This is a genomic window from Shewanella polaris, assembly GCF_006385555.1.
Lineage (GTDB): Bacteria > Pseudomonadota > Gammaproteobacteria > Enterobacterales > Shewanellaceae > Shewanella > Shewanella polaris.
This window is the reverse complement of sequence record NZ_CP041036.1, coordinates 1,032,093-1,053,681: the sequence shown is the minus strand read 5'-3', so window position 1 is coordinate 1,053,681 and position 21,589 is coordinate 1,032,093. Positions and strand designations below refer to the sequence as shown.

Here is a 21,589-nt window from a genome sequence, read left to right as displayed (position 1 = left end):
TTTGGCTGACGTATGGATAATAGAACTGAATTCATTAGTTAACTCCAATCAGTTGTTTACGTAACTCAGGTTGGCTGGTTTTTTCTGATAACCAAATATCAAGAAAAGCTGCAGGGAATTGAGCATTACTGACTTGGTAATAAGGTGCGTCGTTGAGTAAGAATGCAGCATCCTCAGGGGTGTTAACCCTAAAAGTCAGTCTGTCGCCCTCTTTCACATCAGGCCATGCATTAACTAATTGTTGGCGATAGAGTTCAATATTTTCTTCGGCTAACCCTAAATGTTGCCATTGCTCAATAGTGGCAGTAACCAAATCAATGGCATCAATATCACGGTGATATTTGATATCAAGTATCAGTGGAAATCGATTGGCTCGATACTTGCCATCAATAGAAAATAATTTTGCACTATAAATATCAAACCATAACAGGCTCATATCGGCAGTACCGACTTCAACAAGTGAGTCATTTGTGGTGTTGGTGATAAAAAGAGGTGTTGCCGCACCAATATCGGACTCACTGGCTGAGGCATCATTAATACTAAACATAACGGTTAGCGCTAATACTAATGCGCCCACCATACCAAACAATAATTCTACCAACCAATGTGTCGATAGGGACGGCCTAAAATGTAGATTTTCTTTGGCAACATTATGTAAGGTTTTCATGTGCGATCCTCCATAGCAATATGCCGTCGAGTAATACGATGGCTAATATGGAGTAATACGGGAAATAAGCCACTCCAGATCAAAGCCAATATAAATACACTCCAGACATTACCCAAGGGCAACACCACTGCATCAAATTTTGCTCCGGCCATGTAACTTAAACAACCGAATAGACCGCCCAATAATGATTGTAACCATATGGGAAACGTTCTAAATATCGCTAAGCTGTAATGTAAACTCAGTGCAAAGTAGAGCCACAACAACCCAAGCCAATAAGGAATAATATTGAACTCAAATACACCAAACCCTGTTAATAAACTATCAACAACGATGCCAATCCCACCACACACACACATGACTCTAGCGTCATGGTTAACGGATGTTGATAATAAAAAATGACTAATAATCAGTAAAATAGACAACAAGATAAGTTGATTATGGCCTAATACACCAGCCCACCATACCAATTGAAAACACACAGCGTTAATCACAATAAATAACGTTGGTGGAAGACTAAGAGTAGACATAACACCTCACTCAAACAGGATGAGACGTCCCGGCAAAATATTACCGGGGATGTGAATGACTATGTAGCATTAGAAAAGACAACCGTATCTAATCGATTAAAGACGGTATTGAGGGCGAACAGCGACTAAATGTACGGTACTGGTGGTGCGTTCTAAAAAACCGCCTTCACAGTAGCTTAGGTAAAACTTCCACATTCGAATAAAATCGTCGCCGTAATTTAACGCTTTAATCTTGTCGTAAGCGGCATCAAAATTCTCATGCCAGTGGCGTAATGTCCGCGCATAATCTTTACCCATATCACTTACAGACCAAGTCACCATGTCGGTTTTTTTGGCAATGTGTTTGGTCATTTCACTCACTGAAGGCAGGCAGCCTCCAGGGAAAATATAGCGTTGAATAAAGTCTACACTGTTGCGATAGCTGTCATAACGTTGATCGGCAATGGTAATCGCTTGAATTAACATTCGCCCATTTGGTTTAAGTAATTGCTGTAATTTTTCAAAAAAGCCGCCAAGATATTGATGACCTACAGCTTCAATCATTTCTATCGACACTACACGGTCATATTCACCGGTCAATAATCGGTAGTCTTGCTTAAGCAAGGTAATATTATCTTCCAGCCCTTCTTGCTTCACTCGCGCCTGTGCATAGTCAAATTGAGCATCCGAAATGGTGGTGGTAGTAACATGCACACCAAAGTGTTTAGCAGCATAAATAGCTAACGCGCCCCAACCGGTTCCTACTTCAAGCAAGGTTTGACCTGGAGTTAACTCCAATCGTTCACAAATGGTATGCAACTTGTGTAATTGCGCTTCATCTAAACTGCTATCGTCAGTCGGATATAGCGCGCTGGAATACATCATTTCTGGGTCTAAAAACTGCTGATACATGTCATTACCTAAATCGTAATGCGCCAAAATATTGCGTTTAGAACCTGCTTCAGAATTGCGATTTAGCACATGTTTGATTCGACTAATGCCATTACTTAACCATGAAAAATAACGTTCGATGTTGTCGAGTAAGGCTAAGTTACGGGCAAAGACTTGCACCACTTTGGTTAAGTCTGGGCTAGACCAATGACCTTGAATATAGGCTTCACCTGCACCAATTGATCCACCAAATACGACTTGGCGATAAAACTTAGCATGTTGAACTTGCATGGTAGCGTGAAGATCACTTTTGGCATCACCAAACTCAGAGGTTTGATTGCCATCAACAATGGTTAAATGACCTTCAGCAAGATGCGCTAGTGCGCGAAGCAGAATTTTTCTTGCTAGGCTGTCAGATAAACTTGCTTGAGCCATGCTACTTTGTGTGGCCGTGTTTTCCATGTATTGTCTCCAGTTCATCAACTGCTATTGATTGGGTCACTATTAGCTAAGTAACTCTTAGATAGGTAACTATTAGCTAACTATTGCTGATATAACCCTATTAGCAGTCAATACGTTGCGTCAGTCCATTTGGTTTACATTTGTTTTACTGTCGGTGAATAAAAGGGTGTTGATTACGCAGGTTTTGTCGTTTGCTTGCCAACAAAAGGGATGCGTTTAACAAATAACGTTAACGCTTGCCAATAAATACCCAACATAATTTTTCCGGTCATCAGCGGAAAATGCAGCATAAAATTACGCATGCTTTTAGCGGTAATAGGTTGGCGTTTTAGTACTAAACCGGCATCAAATAATTTGCGGTTATCGTCATTACGATTCTCGATGGTCACTTTTAAGTGTTTTCCCGGAGGCGTAATCCGCCATAAATAATGCATGTCTAAATTCATAAACGGAGACACATGAAAGACTTTGTCGGTGTGAGTGCTATTAGCAATATCAACCAGATAACAATGGCGCTCATTCCATGGTGTATTGCTCACTTCAGCCAACATATAAACCATTTCGTCTTGATGGTAACAAAAGTAAAAATTCACCGGACTGAAATAAAAACCAAAGTGACGAATTTGCCCAGAAAAAATTACTTTGTCACACGTTTGACTTGCGCCTAAATGCTTAATCGTTGCTAGCAACCGTTGTTTTAATGCAAAAGCATCATCGCCACTGCACGCGTCAGACAGCACAAGCTTGTCGGCAAACTGCTTATCCAGCGCGTTAAGGTAATCGCTTGGTTTAAATTTTAGCGGCGTAAACCTATCGGTTGAAAACAACTTAGTGGTTGCCGTAATGGCTTCAACCTCATCTAAATCAATCGCCATCATCGCAATACGATAACCAAAACTGTGCAATTTAGGCTCGTGGCGACGGTGGTTCACCATGCCGGTGTAAATGCCACTGTTTAAACGATCGGTTTGTGATGAAGTTAAGGTCATAGACTGATTCCAAAAAGCTGACATACATCAACAGCACTGCGCACCCCGTCTTCGTGGAACCCATTGTGCCAGTATGCACCTGCATAGTAAGTATTACGTTTACCATTAATCAGTGACCGCTTGGCTTGAGACTTCATACTGGCATCATTAAACACTGGATGAGCATAATTAAACTTACGCAAAATTTTACTGTCGTCAATGATGTCAGTTTGATTCAAGGTCACGCAAAAAGTCGGTGCATCTTTAGGTAAACGCTGCAAAATGTTCATGTTGTAAGTGACACTGGCAGGGCGCTGAGTGATATCCTGCTGATTTTCGCCATCAAGGCGATAGTTCCAACTGGCCCATGCCGCTTTACGTTTGGGTAATACGTTAATGTCAGTGTGCAACACAACTTCGTTATTTTGATATTCCATTGGCGCCAATATATCAGTTTCATCTTTGCTTGGATCGGTTAGCATCGCCAAAGCTTGGTCACTGTGACACGTTAGCACCACATCATCAAACTGTTGCCATTCCCCGTTAGCCACTTGAATATGTACACCAGCATCACTGCGCTTAATGCCCGTTACTGGCGAATTAAGATTAATACGCTCTTTAAATGGCGCGGTGAGCGCAGGAATATAACTGCGCGAGCCACCTTCGAGTACAGACCACTGCGGGCGATCGTTAACATTTAATAAGCCATGATGCTGAAAGAAACGAATAAAAAATCGCAGTGAGAAACCTCGCATATCATCAATACTGGCAGACCAAATAGCCGCGCCCATTGGCAAAATATAGTGTTCACAAAAAAAACCTGAAAAGCCCTGCTGATCTAAATACTCGCCTAAAGAAGCACTAGGATAATCATCGGCTTCGTAAATGGCTTTACAGCCATTGTTAAAACGAACAATTTCAGCTAAAAATTTATAAAAACTTGGACGAAATAAATTACGACGCTGAGCAAACAAGCTCCATAAGTTATGGCCATTATATTCAAGCCCCGTAATGGCATTGTTCACGCTAAAACTCATCTCAGTAGGCAGTGATTTAACCTTAAGTTGCGCCATTAAGGTTTCAAAAAGTGGATAAGTTCGGTCATTAAAAACAATAAAACCGCTATCGATAGCATAGGGTTTGCCCTCGACTTCAACATCAACCGTTGCAGTGTGACCACCAATATAATCATTGGCCTCAAACACGGTGACCTTGTGCTCGCGACTGAGTAAATGCGCGCAGGTTAACCCCGAAATTCCAGTACCGATAACGGCGATATTTTTCATTTAATAATCCTTCGTCTAGCATTTAGAAGTGAGTTGCTAACCATTTTTAATATTAATTATATTTAGCTATTTTTTTGTCAATAACGATACTAATAATGATTCTGGTAACAAGGATGCTAATTTTAGTAACCAGGTAAATTTACCCGGAAAGTGAATTTCATTACGTTGACGCTGCATGCCATTATAAATAGCGACTGCGGCTTGCTGTGCGGTTATTTGCATCGGCATCGCAAAATCATTTTTATCTGTGAGTGGTGTTTTAACAAACCCAGGGCAAATTACGCTAACCCCAATACCATGCTCAGCAAGGTCAACCCGTAAGCTGCGGCCTAAATAACTAATTGCGGCTTTTGATGTACCATAAGCTTCGGCACGAGGAAACGGTAAATAAGTAGCACTTGAGCTCATTAATCCGAGTCGTGCACCGCGATTGAGTAAAGGCAAAAAATGTTCGAGGCAATACCCCATAGCAACCACATTGGTGTTGATTACTCGCGCAAATAACGCTGAATCAAAATGTAGTGCATCGTCAATATATTCGCAGCTGCCAGCATTAAGTATCACCTGCTGTAGCTGCCAGTGGTTATTGTGTAATAGTTGCTTAAGTTTAATTGCCGCGGCTTCAACCTGAGTGCTATCAGTAATATCAAACTCAAGTACTGTTGCACCTGAAATGGCTTTTAAAGCTTGAGCATTGCGGCCACAGGCAATAACCTCAACACCTTGTCTGAGGTAATGTTCGGCCAACGCAAAACCAATGCCAGAACTGGCTCCGGTAATGAGTACAGCGGGCGTATCAAGGGTTACTGTAGCCATTATTTTGCCGCTCGGTTTTTTAATATACCAATTAAGCCGCCTAGAAAAGGAATTTGCTCGTATAGCATTTGGCCTAAATCGAAATAGTCACGGTGGGAATAGATTTTGTCATCAAACTTAAGCTGCGACATGCCCTCAACATTAATCAACTGACCTTTACTCAATTTTGGATGTGAATAGCTCATAGTCCAATACAAGGCAGCTTGATCATTATCCTTGCTCACAACCACTTCTTTAATATCAAATTCGATGTGAGTGACATTTTGATACATGTTGTCAAAGTAGCGAGTTAACGCTTCAATACCGTTGACTTGATGGATAGGATCACGAAACTGAATGTCATCTCGATACACTTGACGTAATAGAAATAAATTATCTTTATTAAGCTTTTGATACATATCAATAAAGGCATTAATGATAGCTGGATTATCATTAACAGAAGTTAGGTTGCCCGTATCCAATGATGGTGATGAACTATCAACTATCGATTGTGCAGCTTGCATTTACATACTCCTAATACGCGACTGATGACATTCACGATGACTAGCGATAACAATGCCTTATATGACAATAACATAAATTTGTTTTATGTCTGTGAGGCAAATATTAACCTGATTAGAAGTTTATACGAGAGATTCATGAAAGTAGATCACGAAGATAAGCCATATTAATAACCACACAAACAAAAACGCCTAAGCAATGCTTAGGCGTTAATGACTTGAGTTGATACTTTTTAGAGACTAGTAACCGGTTCTGGCTACTGGTTGCCAGTATTTATCAACTTCTTCTTTAATAAAAGCTTCCTTAGCCTTTATGGCGTCAGCTTCAACAAATCCTATGGCTGCATGGGCTTTTTCTTTGGTACTGTAATCTGGATATTCAACCTTAGTTACTGATAATTGACCCAATATGCGTGCTAATGCTTGACGTGCATAGGTTACTTGTTCAGTAGATTTATCCAGTAATTCAATCCCTTCTTTAGGATTATGAGCGTACATGCCATGTGATGCAGTGGCAAAGTCCCAACGCCATTGTGCATGACGAATACCCATAATCGCATCATTCATTTGCGGCCATGTGGCTCCCGCATCCCACGCTGCTTTTGCTTCGTAATGTGCTTTAATCAGCAATGACTCTACATTACGTGATTTAGCATCAATAATAGCTTTGGTTTTATCAAGCTTTTTGGTTATGGCCGCTTTACTGCTATGGCAACTTGCACAGGTGCGATCAAAATTATCTAACGCGCCTGCAACTTTATGATCGGTATATGTAGCGCCTTTTTCATCAGTCGCAGGTGGCATATGGCACGTTATACACGTCACGCCTTGTTTTGCATGAGCCGAACGACTCCAATGTTCAAATTCTGGATGACGCGCTTTTAATATTGGTGTTTTAGAAATTGGGTGGATCCATTCGTAAAAGCGACGCGTGTCGTAATACTTTTCAATTTCGTCAGCCGTGCTGCCGAAAATCCATGGAATGTTAACCTTATTATTATTTTCTGGCTGGAAATAATAACTCACATGACATTGACCACAAACCTGTGCCCCTTGCATTGCGTGATCTTGCTTATCAAAAGGCAGTTTAATTTTGGCCATGGCATTTTGTGCATGGGGACGTGGTAATGCGAGTTCTGCACTGCCATCAACATGACAATCACTGCAATAGACAACAGATTTGATTTCTCGGCCTAAATCGACAAAATTGGCACCAGAAAAACCTTGAATCCCCATTTCATTCATCAATCTTGGCGCATCAGGCGATTTACACGTCCAGCAACTGGCTGATAAACCTTTATCACCTTCGGCTACAGCAACACCTGTACGCAAAGTATGTGTTATGTCTGCAACGGCAAACTGATGTCCACGAGGGCTATGATATTCTTTCGCAAACGACGAACCAGCCCATAGAATGATATTCGCTGGATATTGCGCCAGTATGTCGTCGCGTTCTACTTGTTCTTCTGTTGCTTGCCAAGATTCAAATTGCTGAGGAAACTTAAGTTGATTTGGGTCAACCTCTGCACTTTGTAAGCCCCAAGATGTTAGCAGCAGTACTGCAAGTCCGCCGATAATAATACTCAAGCCTGTCTTACTGCGTAAAGATCGAGTGACAGGCATCATCACTTCTATTAATGGATTAATCATGTTGCTTACCTTAAAACTGTATTGATAAATACCAGGTTAATTGCAGTGCATTAACCTGGGCGACCATCGAGTCTTGGACGGACTAAAATGGGGGCATAAAACCACACAAACATTCCAAAACCAATAAACCAAAATGCCCCAGCAGACCATAACCATGTTTGGGTATATTCTGGCAAAAGTAATGGCATAATTGCGCGAAACACTGCAGCTAATGCAATGCTCAAAAAGGCAATTGTCATATTAGGACCTTGATAAATATTGCGACTGGTGTGACCAAGAGACACGCGGGAAATCATTGATAAACATAATGCTGCAATGCCGCCGATAGCAAATAAATGTAACAGCGTGCGGTAGGCATATTCATTGTCGATATTAATCGCCATCAAAAGTAACGTGATGGGTAACGATATATATGCCAAATGCAAAGACCATAGCATTGGCTCTTTTAGGGTTTTATGCCCTTGCCAACGCGCAAAACGGATAAGGTGCAAACCACCAGCAACAGCCAATAAAACTTGTTCTACCCCTTTGGGGAACCAATGGCTTACTGCTTGTACAAACAATAATCCCATTACGAATAATAATGTATTTTCCAATATACTAATGGGATCTGGCTTGGGTTGTTTAATACGCATAGCGGTAAAAAATGGAATAACTCGGCCACCAACGATAGTAATGATCATTGCGACCCACCAAATCATCCCTTGCCATAGTTGGGTAGACAATGAAAAGTCGCGCTGATATAACGCATAATAACTGGTTAAGTTAACCACCAGTGCCACAACCAATAGTAACGGAAACCCAATATTACGCCATTGCTTAACCGGATAAATACAGCGCCACAACGCCAACGCACTTAACCCTAAAAATAAGCTATCGAATATGGCTGGTAATACCAAAGGAATGTCCATTGGAAGTAACAACATCAACCGAGCAATAAGCCAACAACCAAAGGTGACCATCAATGAACGTCCGGTTATGGTGGGCTGATTAGTCCACGCTTGCACTGCTGTAAGCAGAAAACCACACACAATCGCCATCGCAAAGCCAAATAACATCTCATGTGGATGCCACCATAATGGCACTACGTTAGCCCAAAACTCACTGTTAAATAGGCTATATTGCGGTGTAAACCAACCCATTAACCATAATGGGATGTATAAAGCAGCAACACTTGCCCCACCGAGAAAGAATGGTCTAAAGCCCAAACGCCAGATTGCAGGGGTGTTATCAGTTATCGCTGGGTCATCAATATTCAGCATAAGCAGTTCACTCACTTAGTGGGTTAACATCAACAGGATTTAAACATGCATGATATATAAATCTTTAGTATCGTCATTCTATGCTGTTACTCGATGTGCTTCAATCATTACTCATCAATCCACTAACAGCCCGTCTCATAGTGTGATCTAACGCAAAAAAAAAGACTGCTATTAACATTAAAGATAATAGCAGTCTGTCGTATATTTACTGATTTAGCGAATCTTTGAATTGGTATTAAACCAACAAGGTCATCTTTATTGAACCAATAATGAATTTTACATCAAAAAGCTTAACCCCGCTTAAGTGCACTTAAAACTTCAATGGCTCTTAAGCGCGCCATTTTATGTTCAACGATAGGCTGTGGATATCCCTCATCCAGCCGTTGGCCAAATAAGTCATTTACATTAACCGTTTTAGGTAAGTGAATGTCAGCCAAAGACCATCCAGACACCTCAGTTACATAACGTTTTATAAAGCTAGCATCGGGGTCAAATTTGCTGCTTTGAGTCATAGGATTAAACACTCGAAAATAAGGTTGCGCATCGCAACCTGTCCCTGCAGACCATTGCCAGCCACCATTATTAGCCGCTAAGTCGCCATCAATGAGTTTTTGTCTAAAGTAACGTTCTCCCCAGCGCCAATCAATTAACAAATGTTTGGTTAAAAAACTCGCGACCACCATACGTAATCGATTATGCATCCAACCCGTTTGATTTAATTGACGCATAGCGGCATCCACAAGTGGATAGCCCGTTTGCCCATCACACCAAGCGTTAAATTCATCGGCATTATTGCGCCAAGCGATACCATCGCCCAACTCATTAAAGTTACACCCCATAGATAAACGCGGAAATGCCACCAATAAATGACGATAAAACTCACGCCAAATCAATTCGTTTAACCAGGTCTTAGCTGGGCAAGCATCGTCGACTAAAGCTTCGGGGTAACGGGCAAGAATAGCGGCAACACATTGGCGTGAACTAATGACACCAATAGCCAAATAAGGCGATAAACGACTGGTTCCTTCTAAGGCTGGAATGTCTCGATCTACATGATAATCGGCCACTTGACTTGCTAGAAATTGATCTAATATTCTTTTAGCAACACCTTCACCTGCAGGCCATAGATCGCTGCTGACTTTGTCACAATGAAAGACGATGTCATCTGGAGATGGTAAAGCCGTGGCCATTGGCGCAGGCACGCGCTTGGTAATAATCGCTCGCTGATTGGCGATACTCTTCCATTTTTTAGCAAAAGGGGTGAAGACTTTGTACATGCCTCCCGCTAAATTCTTCACCGTCTCTGGGGCTAATACACAATCTTGATCTATTAAGGTTAATGGCAAGCCACTATCGATTAATGCACTATCACGACGACGTTCATTTATTTCGGGCTCATTACCGGCAAACACAGCGCCAATTTGATGCTTTTCAATATAAGTGGTTAATACCTCTTGTACCTCAGCAAAATCTTGTACATGCACAACATCAAGTTGAATACCTAAGGCGGCCAGCGCTTGGGCCAATAAATTTACGTGCCGTTGCATAAAATCGATTTGTATCGGCGCAACATCATGCTGCGCCCACTGAGAAGGTGTGACAAAATATACGGCTCGAAGATGGCTATTATTACCAATGGCAAAATCGCACGCAGCAACTAAGGCCGGATTATCTGCCACCCGTAAATCTTGCCTAAACCACATCAAACTATTCATAGAAGTCATTAATACTCGACCTAATAGGCATAACGAAGCTTAAGCGCTTCTGGATGTGGATTTAAATACACCTGCTCTTCAATGTATGGCGTTGGGAACTCACGCACATAATGATTAATCAGGGTAATTGGCACAAGTAAAGGCAATAAACCTTGGCGATATTTTAAAATGGACTCACTCAGTTCTTCTTTCTGTTCAGCCGTAAGTTGCTTCTTAAAATAACCTTGAATATGTTGCAAAGTACTGGTGTGGTTTTTGCGAGTGGCAATGATTTTGAGTGCCGTCATAAAGCCTTTAAAATATTGCTGAGCCGATTGTTCGATATCTTGAATATCCGCCAGAATAGGACCCAGCTCGCGATACCACTTAGGGCTGTGTGCCATAATTAAGTATTTGTAACGTGAATGAAACTGCATCAATTTGTGCTTAGTTAATCCAGATTGCTTCATTTTTTGCCAATCGTTATAAGCAAATATACGAGTAAAAAAGTTTTCTCGCAGCGGCAAATCGTGCAAACGCCCTTCTTCTTCTACTGGCAACAACGGATAACGCTCCATCAGGGCCTTAGCAAAAACACCGACACCCGTTTTAGAACCATTATTGGTACCAATTTTATATTCGGTTACTCGCTCCATTCCGCAGGTTGGCGATTTGGCACATAAAATGTAGCCGCCTAAGTAGTCCAGCTCTTCAACTTTAGCTTTAGAATATTCATTAAGCTTGTCGGTAACATCTAAACTGCCATCTGCACTGCGAATATGAACAATATCACCATCACGAATTTGACGGATACTTTTGCGTGGAGCGCCCATGCCAATAGCCATTTCAGGGCAAACATTGGTGTATTCAAAAAACGGTTCTATTTCTTGTTTACAGTAATATGAGTTTTTATGACCACCGTCAAAACGAACTTGATTACCAAGAAGGCAACTGCTAATCCCAATTTGGATTTTTTCTGGCACAAATGTATCGATATTTGGCATATTATGCACTCCTGTGGCAACCGTAATATTCCCAGCGTGGGATAAAAAAAGATGTCATGCTAACAACACATGTGATTAAACAAATATACGAGTAAAACCCCCATTAAGTTCATTATTTATAGAGTTATTTATCATTTTTGCAAAATGAGTCTTCATATTAGTCAAATAATACACACAAAAAAGCAGAACCGAAGTTCTGCTTAATATTTATCTAAAAATGTTTATCCGAAAAATGTCAGATATTTGTTATCCATGGGCTTTTTTACCTACGCGCTCGACTCCCCACACTAAGCCAATGCCCACCAGCACGCACACAATGGCGATAATGATTTGCGAAGATTCACCAGTGACTTGCTCAAACTGAAATGGAGATAAGTTTTGTTCTACTAGTGGTACTAATTCCCCTTTAGAGTTTTCGCGCCAGCTGATCACTTGTTTCCATGGCCAAATCTTACCGAGTGTGCCCAACATCAATCCGGTTAAAAAAAGTAACGTTGCATCCTGAAATTTACGTAACAATGCGGATAACACGTGGCTAAAACTTAATAAGCCGACCACTGCGCCCACAGCAAAGCAGGCTAAATAAACAATATCGAATCCTTTAGCGGCGGCTAACACCGCTGGATACATGCCTAATAGCAGCAGAATAAAGCTACCTGAAATACCCGGTAATATCATGGCGCAAATGGCGATAGCACCACAAAAGAAGAAGTTAAGATAAGTATCCTGCATTTCAATGGGGTGCAACACGGTAATTGACCATGCAAATGCAACCCCAATAAAAAACATCACAATCCGCAGAACGTTAAATGTTTCAACCTGCTTCAGCATGTGCACCACAGAATAAATAATCAAACCAAAGAAAAAGGACCAAACGGGAATAGGATGAGTAGCCAATAACCATGAAATCAACTTAGCTAAGGTAAAAATACTGGTTAAGATACCGCCAAAAACACAAACTAAAAAAGGCCCGTTGATATGTAAAAAAGCCGCTTTAATACCTTGCTGCTTTATAATGCCAAACAAAGACAAATTTATTTTGCGAATACCGTCTAAAAGCGGAGTTAATATCCCAGTAATAAATGCGATGGTGCCGCCAGAAACTCCCGGAACAACGTCTGCGGCCCCCATGGCCATACCTTTGATATAATTTAATAACAAGTTAGATTTCAAAATTTACCCTTAAAGAATCGACACCAGCAAAATTATACCTGTCAGTAGCACAATGAGCGATGGAAAATATTGATCAGTACTTCACCGCGGGTTACAACAATGTTAACCTCATCGGACCAGACAACTTACTTACACAATAACCAGAGTCTTTCCAATGACCCAAACTAAACCCAATAAAGTGATGGCGCTATATAAAAAAGTGACATCTTACCCTTTCGGCAAACGTATTTTCTCTAAAATGGTGTCACGCATGGCGCCTTATTTTGGCACTGTGCATCCTTATATAAATGATTTACGTGTTAACCGTTGTGAATGTTTAATTAAAAAACGTAAAAAAGTCCAAAACCATATTGGTACCGTACATGTTATTGCTATTTGTAATGGCTTAGAAATGGCAATGGGCACTATGGCAGAAGCCTCTATTCCCGCGCATTTACGTTGGATCCCTAAAGGAATGTCAGTAGACTATACCGCAAAAGCTGGCAGCGATATTTTGTGTGTTGCAGAGGTAACACCAGAACAGTGGCAAGTTGGTGATATGTTAGTCGACGTTAAAGCTTATGACATTAACGGTGTTGTGGTTGTTCAAGGACATATTAAACTTTGGATTTCAGAGAAACCTCAAAAATAATTGCATTTATAACAATTATTTATAATGCTAACCGTTCTAAACGCTATCACAACGAATAAACCAAACATATTCTAATTTCACTTTTGCTAGGGAAGCATAATGTTAAAAAATGATCTGGCGCAAGCCAACATAAATCATCTAGGAAAAATCATTCCTATCGCTGTGTTGCTGATAATACTTATCAGCTTATATAGCAGCTGGTACACAGTCGATCAGGGCGAACGTGGGGTGTTATTACGTAACGGTAAAATTATTGATACTGCAGAACCAGGGCTTGGATTTAAAATTCCTCTAATGGACACTGTCGTTAAAATTTCAACCCAAACACATACCGCAAACTATCAAGGCCTACAGGCGTATAGTCGTGATCAACAACCCGCAACGTTACGTGCATCGGTTACATTCAGTATTCCTCCTGATCGCGTTGAAGAAGTCTATGCTAATTTTAAAAGCGTCGACTTAATGGTATCGCGTTTACTTGACCGCCAAGTACCGACTCAAATTGAGAATATCTTTGGCAAATACACCGCCATTTCTGCCGTTCAGGAACGTATAAAATTTGGTATTGATGTTACTGCCGCCATTACTCAATCGATTAAAGGCCCTGTTACCATTAATTCGGTACAGATTGAAAATATTGATTTTAGTAATGCATACGAGAAATCAGTAGAAGACAGAATGCGCGCCGAAGTTGAAGTACAAACCCAATTACAAAACCTTGAAAAAGAACGGGTAAGTGCCAAAATTGCTGTCACTCAAGCACAAGCGGAAGCCGACTCACAACTGGCTCGCGCCATTGCTGAAGCGGAAAGTATTCGAATTAAAGGTAATGCAGAAGCATCAGCCATTAAAATCCGTGCCGAAGCACTAGCTCAAAATCAAAACTTAGTTGAATTGACTAAGGCTGAACGCTGGGACGGCAAGCTGCCAACCACTATGTTACCTACTGGCACAATCCCATTCCTTGAAGTGCCAACAACAAAATAGCCTCATTAATAAGCCCATTAAAAAAACCATTAAAAAAACCAAGCATTTAGCTTGGTTTTTTATTATCTTAGCAATACATTGAGTGAATAATTCATTCATAAACTATGTCACTTCAACACTTATTATCAATATGAGTCATTAACCTTCATTTAGATGGTTACATTCACAAAATCATCCCTATAGGACACTAATAATTCAAATACCAAAACATCTCACACATGATACTGTTTTACATCAATTTAACTCATACAAGCTTATATCTAGTTATTGAAATGGGAAAATAATCTGAGAAATATTGTAATATATTTTCCTAGAATTTCTTAATAGACTTTATCATATAATAATATAGTTCTTAATCACATCAAGTATTTACTGACACAAACGTCTGTCAGAATAATTACTGAATATCAAATACTACGGTTAAGCATGAAAATGTATTTTAAATTTTATGACTTATTTATATCAAAACTAAAAAACATTGTTCTATGAGCGCTTATGATTATGAGTATCTTTAATTGCTATCGCTCGTAAGTTTGATATTATTAATACAATGAGTGTCAATGGTAAAAAGGTTTCGAAAATGAACAAACATCCACACGATTTTAATAACTACCATGATGTTAATGAAGATATAACTGAAACACTCAGGCCGTCGCAAGTAAAGAGTGATGATAATCCATCTCAGGTAGAGACCACAAAAAATCCAAGCCTAAACATTGAAGATAACCATGAAAATGATAGCGATAACGAAACTTTACAAAGAAGAGATTTAATTGTATACAACCTATATTATAAGCGAAACTTAAAAAGCAATGAATTTATTAATCACTTAATATCGGTCATACCTACGTCAACCGATACAATTATGAAAGATATTGCATCTTTAAAATCCCCTGAAACATTTAAGAAGCATAAGAATCGTGTAAAACAATCTTTAATTAATAGAGGAGAAAGAAAGGCAGAATTGATGTTACAAGGTACTAAGGCTATAAACGAAGCCATGGAAAAATCGATTAAATTTGACAGTGATATGTTAGTAGACTTATCAATTCGATATGAGTGTAATCCACGACAAATAGTTGATGAAATTATTAGATACAAAAAAATATCAACTCAAGTAGCTATCAAAAAAAATAAAAAACAAAAATTACCTGTAATGAGAGCTTTAGTAAAATGTGCTAAATTGAATATAAAGTATTGATCTATGGCAATAGTCATAAAATATAAATAAAACATTCTGATATAGCTATATATCCAAAACCTATCAATCTGTCACAACTTTGAAAACTTAATTTATAAACAATGTAAATAAACCCAATATATACCAGTTGCTCATTAGATTACATAAACCTAAATATGGAAAGAGCATAGACTTATTATTTCGTTAACAAAATAAGTGGTATTTCAGGAAAGAACAAAAAAATAACTCACCAATAAAAATGAAATAAATGCGCCCAATACAACTGGATAAATTAGGTATGTATCTTCCGCTCGCCTCGCGCGAATACGACAAAGATGGGCTAAAAACAAATTATAAAAAAATAACATAATAGCTATTACAGAACCATAAAAGAAATTCAAAGACTCCATTTTTAGAGCCGTAATAATAAGTAAAAACCAATCGGTTAGAATTAAGTATAAAAAGAATTTTTGCAAACGATCTAGGCCCCGTCGATGATATGTAACAACCATGGATATGCCCCTTATCGATTAGCTTTTAGCCTAATATGATTAATAAAAGCAATTTGCTTTTTTTCGTCATGCTTATCGAGCCAACGAGCACCATAAAAACTCAATCGACCATGGACTTTTTGATTACGGCAAACTTCACACCTAAGTGTTATCCCTTGAAACCTAACGTAAATTTCACTACCTAGTTGCAACATTTCACTCGTTAAAAAGCCGATACCACTTAAACTGACATCTTTGACATTAACAGTACAGATAGATTGCAGCATCATCCAACCCATTGATAACAGGTCAATGGTCACACCATCGCAAGCGAAGTTTAATGGGATTTGTCGATTAGTACGTAAACTTACTCTTTGATGACCTCTACGATTATCGAACTCATTTAGATTGTAGTCACGAGGGCTGCTAAGTAACCGTTCTGCTGAGCCATCATGATGCCAAAATTCTTCATAATTAATCATAGTGTCATCCTTATTCACTATTGAAACCTTGCTCTAGTTTGATCTAATTGAGTTTGTAATTTTGCATCCTGCAAATGTATCTCACCTTCCAGATTCTCAGCAGGTATACCTACCATGCTTCTAATCACCTCTTCTGTTGTCGAGTTTAAAATCAAAACTTCAATACGACGGTTTGCAGCAGCAGCGGTATCTTCTGGAATATAAGCAACTTGATCTGCCATTCCGGTCACTTGAATTACTTGGTTGCGTTTTACTCCACCAAGTTCAAGCATACGTCTGGCCAATAAAGCACGTTGACTAGACAACTCCCAGTTAGTAAATAAAGACCCTGCATAGGGTGTTGAATCTGTATGACCAGTAATCATCATTGCGTTCGTTACTTGACCTAGTACAGGTCCTAAGGCGAGTAGAAGATCTTCAAAGTATGACTGCATCTGTGCACTACCACGAGTAAACATAAAGCGGTCAATATTGTCATGAATGAGTATTCGTACTCCTTGGGGGACTAAGGTAACTGCAATATTATCAGCCATCTTGGATTCCTGCACCACTCGGTTAATATGTTTCGCAAGTAATACTTGTTGGGCTTGGGTATCATACTGGCCAGGCACAATAGCACCAAGCTCAGAGTCAGGACCAGTAGCATTACCTGTAATAATAGCCTCTTGGATTGCTGGACTGCCTTCAAAATCAATCATAGACGATGACTGACTAGAATCAAAAGGATTCATGTCCCCTGTAGCATACATTTCACCACGTAGATATTGGACAATTTGAGTCCGTTCATCTTGGTCAGCGATTTGCATGATCCATAACACCATAAATAGTGCCATCATAGCTAAAGTAAAATCGGCAAATGCTACCTTCCATGCCCCACCATGACTGGCAGAACGCTTACTTCTTCTACCACGTTTAATAATGATAGGTTCATTTTTCTGAAGCATTAGCTTTTTTGCTCCATCATCCAACGTTCAAGTTCAATAAACGATGGACGATTTTCGCTTTGAATTTGTTTACGCCCAGCATCAACAGCCATCATCGGTGGTTTACCCTTGGCAAAAGCACCTAAAATCGCAGAAACACAACGCAATTGTGCTGATTTACGATCAACTAAATGCTCTAACGCTTTAGATAAAGGATCAAAAAAACAATAACAGGCAAAAATACCAATAAACGTTCCCACCAAGGCAGCAGCAACTTTTACACCTATCATGGTAATGGGGCCATCAATATTGGACATAGTGATGATAATACCCATTACAGCAGCTAAAATACCAAAACCGGGCATAGCTTCACCAACTTTATTTAACGCCTCTGATGGCCTTAATCGGTCTTCTTCAATACGGTGAATTTCTTCTTCAAACAAGTATTCTAGATCATGAGGAGACATTTTACCGATAGACTGGATACGTAGATTATCAATCAGAAACTGTAATAGCGCGGTATGCTTTAACACATTAGGGTACATTAAGAAGATTGAACTTTCTTTAGGATTCTCTATGTGTTCATCAAGTACTTTTAATCCTTGAGATTGAATTTGACTCATCAGTAAATTCATCAGGGAGAACAGCTGCGGATATAACTCAGGATCTTCTTTTTCTTGAGTCAGTAATTCTTTTATCTGAACGAGCATTTCCTCTAAAACTGAACGTGGATTTGCAATAATAAGCGCCCCCAAAGCGGCACCAGAAATAATTAATATCTCAGCAGGCTGCCATAGTGAAGTTAATGTTCCACCAGCCCACATATAACCGCCAAATACAGACGCTAAAATGATAATTAAGCCAATCAATTTACTCATATATATATATCCAATTGCCTCGCGCTACGATTACTGTAATAAGCTCTCTAATCTAGCAACTGCAAGTTTATGTAACTGGCAAATACGTGTCTCAGTGAGTCCAAGCGTTAGGGCGATTTCTTTTAAATTAAGTTCATGATTATAGTAAAGCGACAGAATTAGCTGTTCTCTTTCATTTAATTTTGTCATTGCTTTAATTAATGTTTTTTTGAGCAAAAAACGCTCAACTTCATTGTTTTTATCTGCAGGTTGTTCACCTATGCTTAACATATCATCTAAACTTTTCATCGATTCAGCTTGAGTGGCATACAAACTTTGTCGATAATCTTCTTGAGACAAATCTAACCCTTGCGCCACTTCACTATCTGTAGGTTCACGACCAAACGCACGAGTAAGTTCTCGTACCTTATCATTAAGTTTATGAGCTTGTTGCCTCACAGGTCTTGGACGCCAATCTTGGCGTCTTAATTCATCTAAAATAGCACCACGGATTCTCTGTCCAGCAAAAGAGATAAAGCCGTTATCAAACTCACCAGGGTAACGTCGAGATGATTCGATTAGTGCCATCATACCTATTTGTTCCATGTCCTCTAGGGATAACATAGCCCCACAATGACTCCGCAGCTGCAGTACTGCTCGCTTAACCAAAGGAAGGTATTGCACAATAAGCTGCTCTTCGGACAAACGCTGTAGTACTGGCTCATCGCTAACAGCTTGATAGGCTAATTGACCATCACAACTCATACCTAATCCTTATTGTATGACCATCCGAGTAAAAAGTACTTCATCAATATCAGAGGGGAATTTATGTTCTATCAATACACTAACTATATTGACTAGAGCTTCGCTCTGTAAACTTTCCAGTTGATCATTATTATTAAGATCTTGGAACTTTTTACGCGAGAACATTTTCATTAATGAATTACGGATCAAAGGGTCTGCTTCATTTAACACGGGTTGTAACTCTGGATTATTACTTTTTAATGCTATTTCCAACAATAAGTAATGAGGAGATTTATCCCCTGGAATTGAAATAATAAACTTATTTAAAGGGTAGAACTTGGTAACTTCTACAGGCTTTTCTTCTGCCAATAAAGCCTCAAGCCAATGAGGGCTCTGCCAACCAACCCAGAGGATACCGCCGGTCCAAGCGCTTAAAATCAAAAGAAATAATAAAACTTTAACACCTGTAGTCTTGATGACTGCCATCCACTTGCTCCTAGCCTAAGCCAATAAATTTAATTGAGATTGTTGCGAACTATTTAAGCTGTTATTTAGCGCTGTAGTCCCTTCTACTTGATTCATCGCAATCGCGGTAGAACGACTTTGATCACGTTGCTTTGGCTGTTCTGAATCGCCCGAGCTAACATCTACGTCTAAAGTACCTCCATATTCCTGTGCAAGATCAGCTCTTAACCTTTCTAATCCGCTGAGTAAGGCATCACGTGTTGCAGGGTTAGCAGCATGCATTTGTACGTGCAATTTGTCGCCATCGAGACGAATATTAAGCTCAAGCTTGCCAAGTTCAGGAGGGTCTAAGCGAATTTCAGCATGCTTAATATGCTGATCTATTTGGAATCTCAGTTGTTCTCTAAGTGGCGTTAACATATCTTGAGCTTGCTGAGTTAAACTGCCCAAAGTATTCACAGGAACTGGTCCCCATTGACTAACACTTGGGTTTGCCCCCCTAACAAGTTGTTGGCTATAAAGCTGAGAATTAACATCTGCCATATCAGCAGTTTTCACATCCAGCCCCATTTGTCCTATAGCACCAGCTGCTAGTATATTATTAAAAGGTTGCCATGCATTCTCTGCGCGTTTAATGCTAACAGTATCATTCGTTAATATAGCCGTAGTATTCATGGCCTCAAAGTTAACAACTGGTGATGATACAGAAGTTAACATATCTGAACTTGAAGCAACTGTACCCGACATCACAGCAGCTAAATTCCCAGATCGTGAATTTACAGCTTGGCTTATAGCATTTAAACTAACAGTGGTTAAGTTTAATCCACCAATAACCGTTGCCGCCAATGGGCTTGCCATTGCGCTACTCTGATCTGAATTAGTAGTCAGTCCTAATACAGGTGTAATATGCGAAATATCTTGGTTAATAGAAGACACAGTTCCTTGTTGTATTAATGCTTCTGGCAATAATTCCCCATAGGTCAAGGTCTCGAATCTAGCCGGTTCAAATGTAGCATCATTGGTCTTGCTTACAATACTATTTATACTGTTAGGACCTTGTATAGTTCCATTAGAATACTGCATAGCAATATAATTTTGAGGACCACTTTGTATCTTGCTTTGAAGGCTATTAAGTCCAATAATTAACTCGTTGCCCTCAATGTTTTCCTGAGTTTTGTTACCTTTATTGCTTTGAAGATCACCTTGTGTACTATCAGCATCTTTTACAGAAGTTGATACAGGCTTTTTATCTCCAGTAACCGTCGCAGTACTATCAAATGATGACTCATCACTTGAATCAGTCTTATCTTCTGACTTAGCACTTATCATTTTTTGTCTATCTTCTAATGCTCTGTCATTGGTAAACTCGGCATAAGATGCTTTGCCAGTGTCATCAAGTCCTTGTTGCCCGATGGACTTATTATTTGATTCAGCCCCTGTAGGACGACTTGCAATTACATCAGAGATCATCGGATTCCCCACTGATACAGGTAAATTGGTAGGCGCTAAGCCCTGCTTGTGATGATTTAAAACGTTCAAGTTCTACGGCCATTGCATCACGGTCTGACTTCAGCTTATTGACAACTTCTTCATGAACCTTGGCCACATTTTTCCGTGCAAGTGCTTGAGCAGCCGTCTCAATAAACTCATCCTTTGCCACTTGAGAGAGTGCATTAATAAGCAATTTATTGAGTTTAACTAAACTGTCCCAGTCCTTAGCGGCTAAATGATGGCGCAAACCCAAAGCAAACTGTTGCCATTGCTCTACTGTGATGTGATAATTTTTGGGAAGTTGAGTATCAACTCTTTGGGTTTTAACATTCAATGTATAGGCGCTCTGTGTTGTTATCGACATAGGAGTACTCCACGCATACAGCCGCGTATAACATCATCCCAAGCAAGGATAACAGCCACTGCCAAGAAAATATAACATCAGTGACCATTCGCTTA

Annotated in this window: 22 protein-coding genes; 3 read left to right on the top strand and 19 right to left on the bottom strand. The window is 39.7% G+C overall.

Annotated features, from left to right (window positions below):
* Window positions 1-34 precede the first annotated feature (34 nt).
* From FH971_RS04645 to FH971_RS04590, 12 genes are all read right to left on the bottom strand, one after another.
* Window positions 35-667, bottom strand: coding sequence for a chalcone isomerase family protein (locus FH971_RS04645; RefSeq protein ID WP_140233538.1), 633 nt, complete (start codon window positions 665-667; stop codon window positions 35-37).
* Window positions 664-1,194, bottom strand: coding sequence for a DUF2878 domain-containing protein (locus tag FH971_RS04640; RefSeq protein WP_140233537.1), 531 nt, complete (start codon window positions 1,192-1,194; stop codon window positions 664-666). The genes FH971_RS04645 and FH971_RS04640 overlap by 4 nt, the downstream gene beginning before the upstream one ends.
* A gap of 96 nt (window positions 1,195-1,290) precedes the next feature.
* A complete protein-coding gene (locus FH971_RS04635) occupies window positions 1,291-2,526 on the bottom strand; it encodes an SAM-dependent methyltransferase (RefSeq protein WP_137222497.1) in 1,236 nt (411 codons plus the stop codon).
* 173 nt (window positions 2,527-2,699) lie between these two features.
* Window positions 2,700-3,515: a DUF1365 domain-containing protein gene (locus FH971_RS04630; RefSeq protein WP_140233536.1), complete on the bottom strand. Its 816-nt coding sequence runs from the start codon at window positions 3,513-3,515 to the stop codon at window positions 2,700-2,702.
* Complete coding sequence (locus FH971_RS04625; RefSeq protein ID WP_140233535.1) at window positions 3,512-4,780, bottom strand: NAD(P)/FAD-dependent oxidoreductase; 1,269 nt, start codon at window positions 4,778-4,780, stop codon at window positions 3,512-3,514. Before FH971_RS04625 ends, FH971_RS04630 begins: the two co-directional genes overlap by 4 nt.
* Before the next feature lie 66 nt (window positions 4,781-4,846).
* Complete coding sequence (locus FH971_RS04620; protein WP_140233534.1) at window positions 4,847-5,596, bottom strand: SDR family NAD(P)-dependent oxidoreductase; 750 nt, start codon at window positions 5,594-5,596, stop codon at window positions 4,847-4,849.
* Complete coding sequence (locus tag FH971_RS04615; protein WP_240778484.1) at window positions 5,596-5,994, bottom strand: nuclear transport factor 2 family protein; 399 nt, start codon at window positions 5,992-5,994, stop codon at window positions 5,596-5,598. The genes FH971_RS04620 and FH971_RS04615 overlap by 1 nt, the downstream gene beginning before the upstream one ends.
* A gap of 342 nt (window positions 5,995-6,336) precedes the next feature.
* On the bottom strand, window positions 6,337-7,746 hold the full coding sequence (locus tag FH971_RS04610) for an ammonia-forming cytochrome c nitrite reductase subunit c552 (protein ID WP_140233532.1): 1,410 nt from the start codon (window positions 7,744-7,746) through the stop codon (window positions 6,337-6,339).
* 50 nt (window positions 7,747-7,796) lie between these two features.
* Window positions 7,797-9,008: an NnrS family protein gene (locus tag FH971_RS04605; RefSeq protein ID WP_137222509.1), complete on the bottom strand. Its 1,212-nt coding sequence runs from the start codon at window positions 9,006-9,008 to the stop codon at window positions 7,797-7,799.
* 290 nt (window positions 9,009-9,298) lie between these two features.
* Entirely contained in the window at window positions 9,299-10,732 is a 1,434-nt protein-coding gene (gene phrB / locus FH971_RS04600; RefSeq protein WP_140233531.1) for a deoxyribodipyrimidine photo-lyase, read from the bottom strand.
* Window positions 10,733-10,743: 11 nt separating this feature from the next.
* On the bottom strand, window positions 10,744-11,706 hold the full coding sequence (locus FH971_RS04595; RefSeq protein ID WP_420853469.1) for a YbgA family protein: 963 nt from the start codon (window positions 11,704-11,706) through the stop codon (window positions 10,744-10,746).
* Between the two features lie 246 nt (window positions 11,707-11,952).
* Window positions 11,953-12,879 carry a polyprenyl-phosphate transporter gene (locus FH971_RS04590; protein ID WP_476748684.1) on the bottom strand — a complete coding sequence of 309 codons (927 nt, stop codon included), beginning with the start codon at window positions 12,877-12,879 and terminating at the stop codon, window positions 11,953-11,955.
* A gap of 154 nt (window positions 12,880-13,033) precedes the next feature.
* Here FH971_RS04590 and FH971_RS04585 point away from each other — a divergent pair, with 154 nt between their 5' ends.
* The 3 genes from FH971_RS04585 to FH971_RS04575 all read left to right on the top strand — a co-directional run bounded on the left by FH971_RS04585 (window position 13,034) and on the right by FH971_RS04575 (window position 15,698).
* Entirely contained in the window at window positions 13,034-13,510 is a 477-nt protein-coding gene (locus FH971_RS04585; RefSeq protein WP_140233530.1) for a hotdog fold domain-containing protein, read from the top strand.
* A 99-nt stretch (window positions 13,511-13,609) separates the two neighbouring features.
* A complete protein-coding gene (locus tag FH971_RS04580) occupies window positions 13,610-14,497 on the top strand; it encodes an SPFH domain-containing protein (protein WP_137222515.1) in 888 nt (295 codons plus the stop codon).
* Between the two features lie 580 nt (window positions 14,498-15,077).
* Window positions 15,078-15,698: a hypothetical protein gene (locus FH971_RS04575; RefSeq protein ID WP_140233529.1), complete on the top strand. Its 621-nt coding sequence runs from the start codon at window positions 15,078-15,080 to the stop codon at window positions 15,696-15,698.
* A 502-nt stretch (window positions 15,699-16,200) separates the two neighbouring features.
* On the opposite strand, the gene FH971_RS04565 is transcribed toward FH971_RS04575, so the two are convergent.
* The 7 genes from FH971_RS04565 to FH971_RS04535 are packed head-to-tail and all read right to left on the bottom strand — an operon-like array spanning window position 16,201 to window position 21,494.
* Window positions 16,201-16,650: a PilZ domain-containing protein gene (locus tag FH971_RS04565; RefSeq protein ID WP_140233527.1), complete on the bottom strand. Its 450-nt coding sequence runs from the start codon at window positions 16,648-16,650 to the stop codon at window positions 16,201-16,203.
* Window positions 16,651-16,667: 17 nt separating this feature from the next.
* On the bottom strand, window positions 16,668-17,594 hold the full coding sequence (locus FH971_RS04560) for a flagellar motor protein MotB (protein WP_140233526.1): 927 nt from the start codon (window positions 17,592-17,594) through the stop codon (window positions 16,668-16,670).
* Window positions 17,594-18,451 (bottom strand): flagellar motor stator protein MotA, encoded by an 858-nt coding sequence (gene motA / locus FH971_RS04555; RefSeq protein ID WP_140233525.1) that lies wholly within the window; start codon window positions 18,449-18,451, stop codon window positions 17,594-17,596. Before motA ends, FH971_RS04560 begins: the two co-directional genes overlap by 1 nt.
* A gap of 30 nt (window positions 18,452-18,481) precedes the next feature.
* A complete protein-coding gene (locus FH971_RS04550; protein WP_140233524.1) occupies window positions 18,482-19,195 on the bottom strand; it encodes an RNA polymerase sigma factor FliA in 714 nt (237 codons plus the stop codon).
* Between the two features lie 9 nt (window positions 19,196-19,204).
* A complete protein-coding gene (locus tag FH971_RS04545) occupies window positions 19,205-19,660 on the bottom strand; it encodes a flagellar basal body-associated FliL family protein (RefSeq protein WP_140233523.1) in 456 nt (151 codons plus the stop codon).
* A 15-nt stretch (window positions 19,661-19,675) separates the two neighbouring features.
* Window positions 19,676-21,109 (bottom strand): flagellar hook-length control protein FliK, encoded by a 1,434-nt coding sequence (locus FH971_RS04540; RefSeq protein WP_140233522.1) that lies wholly within the window; start codon window positions 21,107-21,109, stop codon window positions 19,676-19,678.
* Entirely contained in the window at window positions 21,099-21,494 is a 396-nt protein-coding gene (locus FH971_RS04535) for a hypothetical protein (protein ID WP_240778443.1), read from the bottom strand. Before FH971_RS04535 ends, FH971_RS04540 begins: the two co-directional genes overlap by 11 nt.
* Between the last annotated feature and the right edge of the window lie 95 nt (window positions 21,495-21,589).

Bases quoted from the DNA above. Each gene is read 5' to 3' on its own strand.
- FH971_RS04535 (WP_240778443.1), bottom strand. From the start codon at position 21,494: ATGTCGATAACAACACAGAGCGCCTATACATTGAATGTTAAAACCCAA.
- FH971_RS04615 (WP_240778484.1), bottom strand. From the start codon at position 5,994: ATGTATCAAAAGCTTAATAAAGATAATTTATTTCTATTACGTCAAGTG.
- FH971_RS04550 (WP_140233524.1), bottom strand. From the start codon at position 19,195: ATGAGTTGTGATGGTCAATTAGCCTATCAAGCTGTTAGCGATGAGCCA.
- FH971_RS04645 (WP_140233538.1), bottom strand. From the start codon at position 667: ATGAAAACCTTACATAATGTTGCCAAAGAAAATCTACATTTTAGGCCG.
- FH971_RS04580 (WP_137222515.1), top strand. From the start codon at position 13,610: ATGTTAAAAAATGATCTGGCGCAAGCCAACATAAATCATCTAGGAAAA.
- FH971_RS04625 (WP_140233535.1), bottom strand. From the start codon at position 4,780: ATGAAAAATATCGCCGTTATCGGTACTGGAATTTCGGGGTTAACCTGC.
- FH971_RS04630 (WP_140233536.1), bottom strand. From the start codon at position 3,515: ATGACCTTAACTTCATCACAAACCGATCGTTTAAACAGTGGCATTTAC.
- FH971_RS04585 (WP_140233530.1), top strand. From the start codon at position 13,034: ATGACCCAAACTAAACCCAATAAAGTGATGGCGCTATATAAAAAAGTG.
- FH971_RS04640 (WP_140233537.1), bottom strand. From the start codon at position 1,194: ATGTCTACTCTTAGTCTTCCACCAACGTTATTTATTGTGATTAACGCT.
- FH971_RS04610 (WP_140233532.1), bottom strand. From the start codon at position 7,746: ATGATTAATCCATTAATAGAAGTGATGATGCCTGTCACTCGATCTTTA.
- motA (WP_140233525.1), bottom strand. From the start codon at position 18,451: ATGAGTAAATTGATTGGCTTAATTATCATTTTAGCGTCTGTATTTGGC.
- FH971_RS04545 (WP_140233523.1), bottom strand. From the start codon at position 19,660: ATGGCAGTCATCAAGACTACAGGTGTTAAAGTTTTATTATTTCTTTTG.
- phrB (WP_140233531.1), bottom strand. From the start codon at position 10,732: ATGACTTCTATGAATAGTTTGATGTGGTTTAGGCAAGATTTACGGGTG.
- FH971_RS04595 (WP_420853469.1), bottom strand. From the start codon at position 11,706: ATGCCAAATATCGATACATTTGTGCCAGAAAAAATCCAAATTGGGATT.
- FH971_RS04575 (WP_140233529.1), top strand. From the start codon at position 15,078: ATGAACAAACATCCACACGATTTTAATAACTACCATGATGTTAATGAA.
- FH971_RS04635 (WP_137222497.1), bottom strand. From the start codon at position 2,526: ATGGAAAACACGGCCACACAAAGTAGCATGGCTCAAGCAAGTTTATCT.
- FH971_RS04565 (WP_140233527.1), bottom strand. From the start codon at position 16,650: ATGATTAATTATGAAGAATTTTGGCATCATGATGGCTCAGCAGAACGG.
- FH971_RS04605 (WP_137222509.1), bottom strand. From the start codon at position 9,008: ATGCTGAATATTGATGACCCAGCGATAACTGATAACACCCCTGCAATC.
- FH971_RS04560 (WP_140233526.1), bottom strand. From the start codon at position 17,594: ATGCTTCAGAAAAATGAACCTATCATTATTAAACGTGGTAGAAGAAGT.
- FH971_RS04540 (WP_140233522.1), bottom strand. From the start codon at position 21,109: ATGATCTCTGATGTAATTGCAAGTCGTCCTACAGGGGCTGAATCAAAT.
- FH971_RS04620 (WP_140233534.1), bottom strand. From the start codon at position 5,596: ATGGCTACAGTAACCCTTGATACGCCCGCTGTACTCATTACCGGAGCC.